The sequence below is a fragment of the uncultured Paracoccus sp. genome, assembly GCF_937873615.1.
GTDB lineage: Bacteria > Pseudomonadota > Alphaproteobacteria > Rhodobacterales > Rhodobacteraceae > Paracoccus.
Genome location: NZ_CALMYP010000017.1, coordinates 209,578 through 221,529 on the forward strand (window position 1 = coordinate 209,578; position 11,952 = coordinate 221,529).

The following is an 11,952-nucleotide window of genomic DNA, read 5'->3' on the forward strand; positions in this document are numbered from 1 at the left end:
GTGGCAGCCACGCGCCTGCCCGCCCCATGGCGGGCGCGTTCGCGCCCCCCCGGGCAGTCGCTCTCCGCTTAGCGCCGGCATCAGGCAAAAATCAGATGGAAAACGAGGTCCCGCAACCGCAGGAGGACGCCGCATTCGGATTGTCGATAGTGAAACGCGCCCCGATCAACTCGTCGGCAAAGTCGATCACCGCACCGGCCAGAAACGGCAGCGAGACCGGATCGACCAGCACCCGCTGACCCTGACCTTCCAGGATCAGATCGTCCTCGGCCTCGGCATCCAGCCGGATGTCGTATTGGAAGCCCGAACAGCCGCCGCCCTCGACCGCCACGCGCAGGGCCTGCGGGGCCTCGGCGCCGTCATTGATCTCGGCCAGCCGGGCAAAGGCGCGTTCGGTGACAGAAGGGGGCAGGTTCATGGGGCGTTCCTGTTTCGCAATTCCTTCCCGGAATATAGGGTTCGCCCGTAAGCCCTGCAAGGAACCCGCATGACCGCGCCCTATGCCTGCCATCCCGAAGACAGCCGTGGCCGGCTTCACCCGGAAAACCTGTCGAGCTTCCGTTCCCCCTGGCAGCGCGACCGCGACCGGATCATCCATTCCAGCGCCTTCCGGCGGCTGAAGCACAAGACACAGGTCTTCGTCGAACAGGAAGGCGACGCCTATCGCGGCGACTACTTCCGCACCCGGCTGACCCATACGATCGAGGTGGCGCAGGTCGCGCGCACCATCGCCGGGGCGCTGGATCTGAACACCGATCTGGCCGAAGCCGTGGCGCTTGCCCACGATCTCGGCCATCCGCCCTTCGGCCATACCGGAGAAGATGCGCTCGCGGCCCTGATGGAGCCCTATGGCGGCTTCGATCACAACGCGCAGGCCCTGCGCATCGTCACCCGGCTGGAACGTCACTATGCCGGTTTCGACGGGCTGAACCTGACCTGGGAGACGCTGGAGGGCATCGCCAAGCATAACGGCCCGGTCGAGGCCCCCTATCCCTATGCCCTGGCCGAAGTGAACGCCCAATGGGATCTGGAACTGCACACCAATGCCAGTGCCGAGGCGCAGGTGGCGGCGGTGGCCGACGATATCGCCTATAACCATCACGACCTGCATGACGGCCTGCGCGCCGAGCTGTTCACCGAGGACGATCTGTCCGAACTGCCGGTCGTCGGCCCGGCCTTCGCCGAGGTCGATGCAAAGCATCCCGGCCTCGACCCCGACCGCCGCCGGCACGAGGCCCTGCGGCGCGTCTTCGGGGTCATGGTCGAGGATGTGATCGCCGTGGCCCAGAACCGGCTGACCTCGCTGCAACCGAAATCGGTGGACGAGATCCGGCAGATGGACGGCCCGATCATCCGCTTCTCGAAGCCGCTTTATCAGAACCTGAAGGCGATCAAGCTGTTCCTGTTCACGCGCATGTATCGCGCGCCTTCCGTGGTGGTCGAACGCAAGCTGGTCACCGCCATGCTGAACGAGCTGTTTCCGCTGTTCATGTCCAATCCCGAGATGCTGCCCGAACATTGGCGCCCCGAGGCTTTCGCGGCCTCGGAAACCGAACGCGCGCGGATCGTCCTGGATTACACCGCCGGGATGACCGACCGCTTTGCCATGGCGGAATGGGAAAGGCTGTGCAGCTAGCGCAGGAAGATCAGCCCCATGCCGATCACGGCAATGGCCGCGCCGGCCCAGCTGGTGGCGCTCGGCCGGGCGCCGGTGACGATCCACAACCCGGGCAGGATGAAGACCGGCGACAGCGCCGAGAGCGTCGAGACGATGCCGACCTTGCCGCCCTGCAGCGCAAACAGCAGCAGCGACATGCCGATCACCATGGCGAGGATGCCGGATCCGGCCAGCAGCAGGAACAGCCGCATGTCCAGCCGACCCTTGGGTTTCAGCGCCGGGATCGGCAGCGCCATCAGCACCGACAGCCCGACGGCGGCGGTCGCCACCCGGATCATGCTGCCGGTGAAGGGGTCGAAGCCCTGCTCCATCACCGGGCGGGCGATCAGCGATCCGACCGCCTGCGCCAGTGCGGCGGCCACGCCCAGCAGGATGCCCATGCTCAGGCTGCCGCGCACGGCCTCGAACGCGTGGCCGCCGCTGCGCCCGGGCCGGCCCAGCACCGCCAGCCCCACGCCCGCCGCGCAAAGCAGCACGCCCAGCCAGGCCATCGGGCTGAGCGCCTCGTCCAGCACCGCCCAGCCGAGCACGGCCGCAATCGGCGCATTCAGCGCGAACAGCGCCCCGGCCCGGCGCGGCCCGATCCGCGCGATTGAGGTGAACAGCACCGTATCGCCCAGGAAAATCCCGACAAAGCCCGACAGGATCAGCGGCAGGACCTGCGCCCAGGTCGAGCCATGCCAGGACCCGCCAAGCCCGACGATCAGCGCCAGCACAAGCGCGGTAAAGCCCTGCCGGTAGAAATTGAACGCAAAGGGCCCCAGCCGGGTCAGCGGCGGGGTGACCATCAACCCGGTCGCAGCCCAGGATATGGCCGCGCCGAGGGCGGCAAGCTCGTAAACGGGCAACAGGTTCCTCCGCGCCTCACATGGGTCGATTCGATGGACCCGCGTTTGCCCGGCCCCCATGGCTCGCGTTAAACGAGCTTCGGGCGATTACCAAGCCCGCTTCCGCCAATGGCGCAGCGTCACTGGGTTCGTGAAAGCGGTTGACCGGCACCGTCAAGCTGTTTCACCAGCCCGGCCGCGACCTCGCGGAAACGGGCAGCCTCGGGGCTGTCGGGGGCGGCGCGCAGGATCGGGGCGCCGGCATCGCCGGTTTCGCGCAGGGGACGGCTCAAAGGCAGGGCGCCAAGGAAGGGGATCCCGCGCGAGGCCGCCTCGGCCTCGCCGCCGCCATGGCCGAACACGTCATCCTCCTGCCCGCAGCGGGTGCAGATATGGCTGGACATGTTCTCGATCAGCCCGATCACCGGCACCCCGGTCTGCTCGAACAGGTCGATGGCGCGGCGGGCGTCGATCAGGGCCACGTCCTGCGGCGTGGTCACGATCACCGCCCCGGTCAGCGGCACCGTCTGGGCCAGCGTGATCTGCACATCGCCGGTGCCGGGCGGCAGGTCCACCACCAGCACATCCATCGGCGCCCAGATCACGTCATGCAGCAATTGCCGGATCGCGGTGACCAGCATCGGCCCGCGCCAGACCAGGGCCTTGCCAGGGTCCATCAACATCCCCACCGACATGCAGCGGATACCATGGGCCGAGAGCGGCACGATCTTCTCCTCGCGGCCCACCGGGCGGCCGGTCGCGCCCAGCATGGTCGGCTGCGACGGACCATAGATATCGGCATCCAGCAGCCCGACCCGATACCCCAGATCGGCAAGCGCCAGCGCCAGATTGGCCGCCACGGTCGATTTCCCGACCCCGCCCTTGCCCGAGCCCACGGCGACGATGGCCGCCACGCCCTCGATCCCCGCAGCTGCGGCGAATTCCGGTGCCGGCGCAGGCGCCGAAAGCCCGACCTTGACGGCGCGCACGCCCTCGATCCCGGCCACCGCCGCGCGGGCAAGATCGGCGGCGTTTTCCGGCAGCGGCACGTTTTCGGCGTCGAGCACGAAGCTCACCTCGCCCGCATTCACCTGCAGGGCGCGCAGCGCGCCGAGCGGGACGATTCCGGCCAGAGCGGCCTTCACCTCGGTTTCGATTCGGCGGTCCATGCGCTCCTCCTCGATGATGCTTGCGACCTGTGAAGGACGATTTTGTCCCCGCGTCAACGGCTGCGAAACAAGGACATTATGTCGCAGTCGGGCGGACTGACAGCCGTTCTGCCAAATTGTCATGCGCCACCCCCACGGGAAGACGGGCTTTTTTCACGACGGTCCCGCAACCCTGACATGATGTCAGGTCAAATTTTTCTCTAAATATTTGTTATAATTAGATTTTGTCTAGGAATCAGCGCCGCAGCCGATATGTTCACCATGCCGGTTCGGGGGCATTCGGGCCTTTGACCGCGCTTATTCGAGAGGCATTTCCATGATGATCCGGATTGTCGCCGCATTCGTTCTGGCCACCGCACCCGTGCTTGCCCAGGAGGTCGAGGCGCCCGCCGAACATACGGGCTTCATCGCCGGCACCGCCCCTTCGGCGCGGCCGCCCGAAGCCCCGGTCATCACCGAATATACCAAGGATGCAGCCTGGTTCCGGACGGCGCTTCACGGCGTGTCGCAGCCCTATCCCGACAGCCTGCACTTCCTTCAGGACCAGGGCGCCTGGTGGACGCCCTTCATCCATGCCGGGGCGCATCGCCCCTATGACATTCGCGGCTGGCACAACGACTAGGCCGCATCACGGTTTCCGGCGCAGACCGCGTCGGAAGGCAGCGTTTGCCACGGGATGGGCCCGTGCGAGACGCGTAACTCTAGGAGGATTAACGCGATGACCAAGTTTCTGAAAACGACCCTCGCCGCGTTCCTTTGCACGGGCGCGCTGATGTCGGTCGCCGGTGCTCAGGGCATGTCGGGGATGTCCGGCATGGACGGCATGTCGGGAATGTCCGGCATGGGTGGCATGTCCGGGATGAGCGGCATGTCTGGAATGGGCGGCATGTCCGGCATGGGCGGCTCGACCGAAGTCGTCTGCGTTCAGTGGACCCATCCGGCCTATGCCAGCGCCCCCGCCGGGATGAGCGGCATGTCGGGGATGTCCGGCATGGGTGGCATGTCGGGGATGTCCGGCATGGGTGGCATGTCCGGGATGTCCGGCATGGGCGGCATGTCAGGGATGTCCGGCATGGGCGGCATGTCCGGGATGAGCGGCATGGGCGGCATGTCCGGGATGAGCGGCATGGATGGCATGTCCGGGATGAGCGGCATGGATGGCATGTCCGGGATGAGCGGCATGGACGGCATGTCGGGGATGTCCGGCATGGACGGTATGTCGGGAATGTCCGGCATGGGTGGCATGTCGGGAATGTCCGGCATGGGTGGCATGTCCGGGATGTCCGGCATGGGTGGCATGTCCGGGATGAGCGGCATGGGTGGCATGTCGGGGATGTCCGGCATGGGCGGTATGTCGGGGATGTCCGGCATGGGTGGCATGTCCGGCATGTCCGGCATGGGCGGTGATCAGGCCGGCTGGGTCTGCACCATCTGGAGCAACCCGGGCATGGGCGGAATGTCCGGCATGGGTGGCATGTCGGGGATGAGCGGCATGGGTGGCATGTCGGGGATGTCCGGCATGGACGGCATGTCGGGAATGTCCGGCATGGACGGCATGTCGGGGAACTGATCCCCACCATCTGTAAATGACCCTTGGGACGGCGGTCTCCGCCGTCCTTCCTCAGCCTTCGCCAGGGAAAGCAGGACAATGAAGCGGCTTGAATCAGCCTTGGGCTATATCGCCTTTGCCTTGTTCACATCGACAGGGGTGCTCGCACTCTTCGTGATCGTCACCCTCATTGTCAGGGGACCGGAGGAACTGCCGGAATTCGTCTCGACCGCTTCCGCCCGCACCACCGGGACCGAGAGCGCCGCCGAAACCGAAGGCGGCCCCGATCTCGGCACGGCGGCAGCCGCAGCCGCAGCCACCGACGCAGCCCCGACCGAAGCCGCCGCCGCGCCCGCAGCGACGCTGGATCTCGCGGCGGGCGAGAAGGTGTTCAAGAAATGCGCCTCTTGCCATACCATCGACAAGGGCGGTGCCAACCGCGTCGGGCCGAACCTCTGGGGCGTGGTCAATCGCAGCACCGCCCATGCCGAGGGGTTCAAGTATTCCGACGCCATGCTGTCGCATGATGCCGAGACCTGGACGCCCGAACATCTGGACGAATACCTGGCCAAGCCGCGCGACGTGATCGCCGGCACCACGATGAGCTTTGCCGGCCTGCCCAAGCCCGAGGACCGCCATAACCTGATCGCCTGGATGGCGGCGCAATCCGACAGCCCGGTCGCGGCCGAGGCCCTGCCCTTCGCGGTCGCTGCGGCAACCACGACCGAAACGGCGACCGATGCCACGGCCGAGGCCCCCGCTGACACGCCGGCAGACGCGCCAGCCGACACCGCCGAGGCACCGGCCACCGATACCGCCGAGGCCAACAGCAGCGAGCCGGCCCAGATCCCCCATACCGACCCGCCGGGTTCGGATGCGGACGATTTCTCGGTCATCGCGGCGCGGATCGCGGCGCTGACCGCCGACAGCCGCGCGATGGATTACCAGCGGGCGCGCTTCCATCCGATCCATTTCCCGCCGCAGATCGAAACCGCGACCAATGGCGAATGCCTGACCTGTCACCAGGAGGTGCTAGACCACCAGGTCCGCGCGGAATCGCCGGCCGGTCTGAAGGCCGATGAGGCGCTGGCATGGTATCAGACGCTGGACACCTATGTGCCCGAAGCCGGCACCGGCCAGTCGGATTTCCACTGGCGGCACCTCGACAGCCCGCTGGCGCAGAAGGTCATGAACCTGCAATGCAACTTCTGCCATCGCGGCAATGACCCACGCGAGGAAAGCCCGGACATGATGCCGCTGCGCGCCGCCTTCAGCGCCGATCCGGCCACGCCAGAATTCACCCTGCGCAAGATGGTGAACCCGTCCGAAACCTGCCTGCTCTGCCACGGTGCCATGCCCGACCCGGAGAACATCATGGGCCTCGGCGGTCCCTGGCCCGAGATCCGCGCCGATATGGAAGACCAGTCGAGCGACGATCCGACGCTGGCCAATGGCTGCCTGTCCTGCCACCAGGAACTGTTCCGCACCAACCGGCACAACGTGACCTATCTGAAGGCCGCCGGGATCGAGGATCTCGCGCAAGCCGGATCGGACACCTGTTACGGCTGTCACGGTGGCCGCGCCTGGTATCGCATCAGCTATCCCTATCCGCGCCATCCGTGGCCCGGCATGGATCCCGAGGTGCCGGAATGGGCGGCAGAGCGCCCGACCGCCAGCGACCCGCGCTTCCAGCGCACCGACAACGCGCCTGCCCAGTAAGGAGGCCATGATGACCCTGCAGAACCGCATTGCAGACTGGCTTCGCGCCGTCAGCCCGACCCGCCGGCAATTCCTGAAATCGGCCTCGGCCACGGCGGCCACGACCCTGGTGGTCGGCAGCCTGCCCCGCCGCGCCGGCGCCTTCGCCTATGAGCCCTATCCGACCGATGACGAGCTTGAGACCGTCGTCACCTCCTGCGCGCATAACTGCGGCAGCCGGCACATGCTGGTCGCGCATAAGAAGGGCGACGTGATCGTGCGGCTGTCGACCGATAACGGCACCTATCAAGGCGATGCCTATGGCACCGATACCGAGGAGAAGCCGCAACTGCGCGCCTGCCTGCGCGGGCGCTCCTATCGCTCGCGGCTCTACAGCCCGGAACGGCTGCTTTACCCGATGAAGCGGGTCGGCGCGCGCGGCGAGGGCAAGTTCAAGCGCATCAGCTGGGATCAGGCCCTGACCGAGATCGCCCAGAGGATGACCTATCTGAAGACGACCTACGGACCGACAGCACTTCTGGACCAGTCCTATGCCGGTGCCTCCTATGGCGTGCTGCACAAGTCGGACCAGATCGAGGGGCTTCTGGCCCGTTTCCTCGGCATGTTCGGCTGCCGGACCAACTCCTGGTCGGTGCCGTCCTATCAGGGCACGACATTCTCAAGCCGGATCACCTATGGCACCATCGAGGATGGCAACGAGGACGACACCTTCGCCCATTCGAAGCTGATCGTCATGTGGGGCTGGAACCCGGCCTATACCTTCCACGGCGGCAATACCTTCTACTACATGCGCATGGCCAAGCAGCGCGGCTGCAAATTCGTGCTGATCGATCCGCAATATACCGACAGCGCCGCGGCCTATGACGCCTGGTGGATCCCGATCCGCCCGAATACCGATGCCGCGATGATGGCCGGCATGGCCTATCACATCTGGGATCAGGGCTGGCACGATCAGGACTTCATCGACCGCTTCGTGCAGGGGATGGACCCCGGCACCATGCCCGACTGGGCCAAGGGACAGGAAAGCTTCCGCGATTACATCTTCGGCGTCAGCGACGGCGTCCCGAAAACCCCGGAATGGGCCGCCGAGATCTGCGGCGTCTCCGCCGAGGATATCAGGAAACTGTCCGAAATGTATGCCACGACCAAGCCCGCCGCGCTGAAGGCAAGCTGGGCGCCGGGCCGCAACGCTTACGGCGAGCAATATAACCGCATGGCCGCCGCCCTTCAGGCGATGACCGGCAATATCGGCGTGCTCGGCGGCTGTGCCGAGGGCGTCGGCAAGGCCTGGCACGCGGAAGGCGTGGCCTATCCCTATGACCAGAACGCGAACCTCTGGTGGGCCTCGATCAAGTCGGACCGTTGGGCGCATGTGGTGCTGAACTATCCCAATGTCACCCGGCAGGAGGCCGGGCTCTGGCCGCGTCAGGACCAGCTCGACGGGGTGATCCCGAATATCCGGGGGATCTTCTGGCAAGGCTCGGACTGGTTCAACCAGCTGACCAATATCAACAAGGAAATCGCCGCCATCCGCCGGCTCGACAGCTATGGCGAGGGCGAGAGCCTGCTGGTCTGCATGGACAGCACCATCACGCCGACCGGCATCTGGGCCGATTACCTGCTGCCCATCGCCACCCATTTCGAGCGTCACGACGTGGCCCTGCCCTGGTACAAGGGACATTACTACATCCACCGCCCGGTGGTGATCCAGCCGCTCGGAGAATCGAAGACCGATCTGCAGGTCTTTACCGAGCTTGCCTGGCGGCTGGGTTTCGGGCCGGGCTATAACCCCAAGGCCACGCGCGATTACTTCAACGACCCCACCGCCGTGGACGAGGCCTATCTTCAGGACTGGTGGCACAAGGTGCAGGATCACCAGGGCGCCGAGATCGACTGGGAAACCTTCAAGCAGCGCGGCGTCTACAAGTTCATCCTGCCCGAGCCGCATGTCGCCTTCCGCGCCCAGGTCGAACAGGGTGTGCCCTTCCAGACCGCCAGCGGCAAGATCGAGATCTTCTCGGGCCAGCTGGCCCAGATTACCGACTGGACGCGGACGCAATACGGCTATCCGATCCCGGCGATCCCGAAATGGATCGAGCCCTGGGAAAGCCTCAATTCGCCCAAGACCGCGACCCATCCCTTCCACCTGATCAGCCCGCATCCACGCTGGCGGACGCATTCGATCTTCAACAACATCCCCTGGCTGCGCGAGACCTTCAGCCAGGAGGTGACGATGAACGCCTCGGACGCGAAGCGACTGGGGATCTCGATGGGCGATACGGTCGAGGTCTTCAACGATCGCGGCAGCTGCATCGTGCCGGTCTATGTGACCGAGCGCTGCATGCCCGGCGTGGCGGTGCTGCATGAGGGCGCCTGGATGGATATCGACGGCAATGGCAAGGACCGCTCCGGCAACCCGGATTTCCTGACCCTGGACGAGCCGTCCCCGGCCGGCGCCTTCGCCTATAACACGGTGCTTTGCGACATTCGCAAGACCAATCTCGACCACCGCCCCGGATGGGACCAGCTCGCCACCGCGCGCAGCCATGTGTTCCGCCGGGATCTTTGAGGGGAGGCGCGCATCATGGCCAACAAGCTGGACAAGGCCCGGATCAAGGAAAACGCCGCCCGCATCAAGCGCGAGGGCTATACGCCGGTCGTGCCCGACCTGCAGATGGGCTTCATCCACAACAATGTGGACTGCATCGGCTGCCGGGCCTGCGAAATGGCCTGCAAGGACAAGAACGGCCTGTCCGCCGGGCCGCGCTTCCGCCGGGTGCAGTATATCGAGGGCGGGGTCTTCCCGAATGTCTTCGCCTTCAAGATCAACATGTCCTGCAACCATTGCGCCGAACCGGCCTGCCTTCCGGCCTGCCCGACCGGCGCGATCTGGAAACGGCAGGATAACGGCGTCGTCGACATCGACTCGACGCTCTGCATCGGTTGCCGCAAATGCGAGGCCGCCTGCCCCTTCGGCGCGCCGCAATTCGACCCCGAGGACAACCTCGTCAAGAAATGCAACATGTGCATCGACGAGCTGGAGGCCGGGCGCAAACCCTATTGCGTCGCCGCCTGCATGATGCGGGTGCTCGATGTCGGCCCCCTGTCCGAGATCGACGCCGGCACCTATGAGACCAAGGCCGTCGGCCCGAACGAGGATCTGGTCCGTCAGGTCCGCAGCATGGCCGACCCGGATCTCACCAACCCGTCGATTCGCTTCGTGGCCCATAGCAAGGGCCGGGTCGATGAGTGAAGCCGCGCCCCTCGCCCCCCTGCCTCCGGGCGCGGCCGAAATGCTGACGCCCGTGGCCGAGGGCATGGGCCTTCTGATCCGGCTTCTGGACCGGGAAGCCGATGCCGATCTGATCGCCGGGCTGAACTCCATGGGCGCGGGCGGCTTCTTCGCGGCCCTTCTGCCCGGCGAGACCGGGGCCGAGATCGCCCGCGTCCTCGATGCCACGCTTGCCGAGATCGAGGATCCCACCGATCCCGACATGCTGGACGAACTGGCCGCCGATTACGCCGATTGCTTCCTGACCCATGGCCGGCGGCTGTCGCCCAACGGTTCGGTCTGGATGACCGAGGAGCGGCTGGAGCGGCAGGAACCGATGTTCGCGGTGCGCGACTGGTATGCGCATTACGGGCTGGAAACCCCGAACTGGCGCATCCGCTCGGACGATCACCTCGTGCATGAACTGCAATTCGTCCAGCACCTGCTGACGCTCGCCACGCCCGAGGCCAGCCATGACGCGGCCCATTTCATGGACCGGCACCTGCTGCCTTGGGCGCCGGAATTCGGTCGCCAACTGGCCAGCCGCGCCGCCACCCCGCTGATCGCGGTCAGCGGCGCGCTTCTGGACGATTATCTGCGGATGCTGCGCGAGCTTCTGACCGAAATCACCGGCATAGCCCCCGATATCGCGCCCCTGCCGGGCGACAAGCCCAATCCCAAGGCCCCCGAGCAACAGCTCTATATCCCCGGAGTCGCCGAAAGCTGGTAGATCGCGCCCATCCCCTGCCAGAAATCGACCGCGCGGCCTGTATCCACAGCCTGTCGCCCTTGGCCGGCTGCGCCGATTGCATTGCCGCCTGCCCGCATGACGCCCTGTCCTATGAAGCCGGCGGCATCGCGCTCGATGCGGGGGCCTGTTCCGGTTGCGGGGCCTGCGCCGGCATCTGCCCGGCCCGCGCCATCACACTGGACGCGCCCGAGCCGGTCACGGACGGCCGCCGCCTGATCGCGGTCTGCGCCCGCCATCCCGCCGCACGCGGCCGCCCGGCGCCGGTCTGCATCAACCGCGCCGGACTGAACGATTTCGCCGCCTGGGCGCTTGCCGGCATCCGCGAAATCGCCATCGCCACCGGCGATTGCGACACCTGCCCCGAAAGCACCCCGCGCCACCTCGCCAGCATGGCCGGGGATTTCGCCCCCCTCGCCCGCGCCCATGGCCTGCCCGGGATCGAGATCGTCGAGGCCGGCGCCCCCGACCTGAAGCTCTGGTCGCGCCGGGCCGAGGACGGCCCTGTTCCCGCCCGCCGCGCTTTGCTGCGCGCGATCACCGCGCCCCTGCGCGACGAAAGCGCCGCCACACCGCCATTGCAAAGCCTGCAAAGCCGCGATTCCGTCTTCGCCTTTGCCCCGGTCATCGACGCCAATGCCTGCAGCGGATGCGATGCCTGCGTGAACCTCTGTCCCGAGGGCGTTTTGACCCTGATCAACGACAGCGACGGAAAAATGCGCTATGGGACCGCTGCCGCAGCCTGCACGGGCTGCCTGCTCTGCGAAGATATCTGCGCCGATCACGCGGTCGAGGTTTCTGCCATGCATCCCAATCCGCCCGAGATTGCCCTTGTCGAATTCTCCTGCCGCGCCTGTGGCGTGAGCGCCCATGTTCCTGCCTCGGGCCGGCGCGCCGCATCCGGTCTCTGCCCGGTCTGCGCGGCGAGCGGGCATCACAAGAAGCTGTTCCAGGTCCTTCCTTGACGGCTGGAAACGGCTTGATCGCGCGC

Annotated in this window: 11 protein-coding genes; 7 read left to right on the plus strand and 4 right to left on the minus strand. The window is 66.3% G+C overall.

The genetic code is table 11. The annotated features are described in order from the left end of the window. Positions 1–91: 91 nt before the first annotated feature. Entirely contained in the window at positions 92–418 is a 327-nt protein-coding gene (locus tag Q0330_RS05930; protein WP_299475880.1) for an iron-sulfur cluster assembly accessory protein, read from the minus strand. A gap of 69 nt (positions 419–487) precedes the next feature. On the opposite strand from Q0330_RS05930, the gene Q0330_RS05935 reads away from it, so the two are divergent. Beyond that, positions 488–1,636 (plus strand): deoxyguanosinetriphosphate triphosphohydrolase, encoded by a 1,149-nt coding sequence (locus Q0330_RS05935; RefSeq protein WP_299475883.1) that lies wholly within the window; start codon positions 488–490, stop codon positions 1,634–1,636. On the opposite strand, the gene Q0330_RS05940 is transcribed toward Q0330_RS05935, so the two are convergent. Together Q0330_RS05940 and Q0330_RS05945 are read right to left on the minus strand one after the other, a co-directional pair. Next, positions 1,633–2,526, minus strand: coding sequence for a DMT family transporter (locus Q0330_RS05940; protein WP_299475885.1), 894 nt, complete (start codon positions 2,524–2,526; stop codon positions 1,633–1,635). The genes Q0330_RS05935 and Q0330_RS05940 overlap by 4 nt on opposite strands. A gap of 119 nt (positions 2,527–2,645) precedes the next feature. Then, positions 2,646–3,674 carry an Mrp/NBP35 family ATP-binding protein gene (locus Q0330_RS05945; protein ID WP_299475887.1) on the minus strand — a complete coding sequence of 343 codons (1,029 nt, stop codon included), beginning with the start codon at positions 3,672–3,674 and terminating at the stop codon, positions 2,646–2,648. Between the two features lie 316 nt (positions 3,675–3,990). On the opposite strand from Q0330_RS05945, the gene Q0330_RS05950 reads away from it, so the two are divergent. Beyond that, on the plus strand, positions 3,991–4,296 hold the full coding sequence (locus tag Q0330_RS05950; RefSeq protein WP_299475890.1) for a hypothetical protein: 306 nt from the start codon (positions 3,991–3,993) through the stop codon (positions 4,294–4,296). An 88-nt stretch (positions 4,297–4,384) separates the two neighbouring features. Here the strand turns inward: Q0330_RS05950 and Q0330_RS19215 are convergent, their stop codons facing one another. Next, a complete protein-coding gene (locus tag Q0330_RS19215) occupies positions 4,385–5,254 on the minus strand; it encodes a DUF4573 domain-containing protein (RefSeq protein ID WP_366518307.1) in 870 nt (289 codons plus the stop codon). Between the two features lie 68 nt (positions 5,255–5,322). On the opposite strand from Q0330_RS19215, the gene Q0330_RS05960 reads away from it, so the two are divergent. The 5 genes from Q0330_RS05960 to Q0330_RS05980 are packed head-to-tail and all read left to right on the plus strand — an operon-like array spanning position 5,323 to position 11,926. Continuing rightward, complete coding sequence (locus Q0330_RS05960; protein WP_299475896.1) at positions 5,323–6,942, plus strand: cytochrome c family protein; 1,620 nt, start codon at positions 5,323–5,325, stop codon at positions 6,940–6,942. Positions 6,943–6,952: 10 nt separating this feature from the next. Continuing rightward, entirely contained in the window at positions 6,953–9,511 is a 2,559-nt protein-coding gene (locus Q0330_RS05965; protein WP_299475898.1) for a molybdopterin-dependent oxidoreductase, read from the plus strand. A gap of 15 nt (positions 9,512–9,526) precedes the next feature. Further along, positions 9,527–10,195, plus strand: coding sequence for a 4Fe-4S dicluster domain-containing protein (locus tag Q0330_RS05970; RefSeq protein ID WP_299475900.1), 669 nt, complete (start codon positions 9,527–9,529; stop codon positions 10,193–10,195). Further along, positions 10,188–10,943: a molecular chaperone TorD family protein gene (locus Q0330_RS05975; protein ID WP_299475903.1), complete on the plus strand. Its 756-nt coding sequence runs from the start codon at positions 10,188–10,190 to the stop codon at positions 10,941–10,943. The genes Q0330_RS05970 and Q0330_RS05975 overlap by 8 nt, the downstream gene beginning before the upstream one ends. A gap of 59 nt (positions 10,944–11,002) precedes the next feature. Next, complete coding sequence (locus Q0330_RS05980; RefSeq protein WP_366518305.1) at positions 11,003–11,926, plus strand: 4Fe-4S dicluster domain-containing protein; 924 nt, start codon at positions 11,003–11,005, stop codon at positions 11,924–11,926. Positions 11,927–11,952 lie beyond the last annotated feature (26 nt).

Coding starts and splice junctions, on each gene's coding strand:
- Q0330_RS19215 (WP_366518307.1), bottom strand. CDS start 5,254: ATGGTGGGGATCAGTTCCCCGACATGCCGTCCATGCCGGACATTCCCG.
- Q0330_RS05975 (WP_299475903.1), top strand. CDS start 10,188: ATGAGTGAAGCCGCGCCCCTCGCCCCCCTGCCTCCGGGCGCGGCCGAA.
- Q0330_RS05935 (WP_299475883.1), top strand. CDS start 488: ATGACCGCGCCCTATGCCTGCCATCCCGAAGACAGCCGTGGCCGGCTT.
- Q0330_RS05970 (WP_299475900.1), top strand. CDS start 9,527: ATGGCCAACAAGCTGGACAAGGCCCGGATCAAGGAAAACGCCGCCCGC.
- Q0330_RS05965 (WP_299475898.1), top strand. CDS start 6,953: ATGACCCTGCAGAACCGCATTGCAGACTGGCTTCGCGCCGTCAGCCCG.
- Q0330_RS05950 (WP_299475890.1), top strand. CDS start 3,991: ATGATGATCCGGATTGTCGCCGCATTCGTTCTGGCCACCGCACCCGTG.
- Q0330_RS05960 (WP_299475896.1), top strand. CDS start 5,323: ATGAAGCGGCTTGAATCAGCCTTGGGCTATATCGCCTTTGCCTTGTTC.
- Q0330_RS05930 (WP_299475880.1), bottom strand. CDS start 418: ATGAACCTGCCCCCTTCTGTCACCGAACGCGCCTTTGCCCGGCTGGCC.
- Q0330_RS05945 (WP_299475887.1), bottom strand. CDS start 3,674: ATGGACCGCCGAATCGAAACCGAGGTGAAGGCCGCTCTGGCCGGAATC.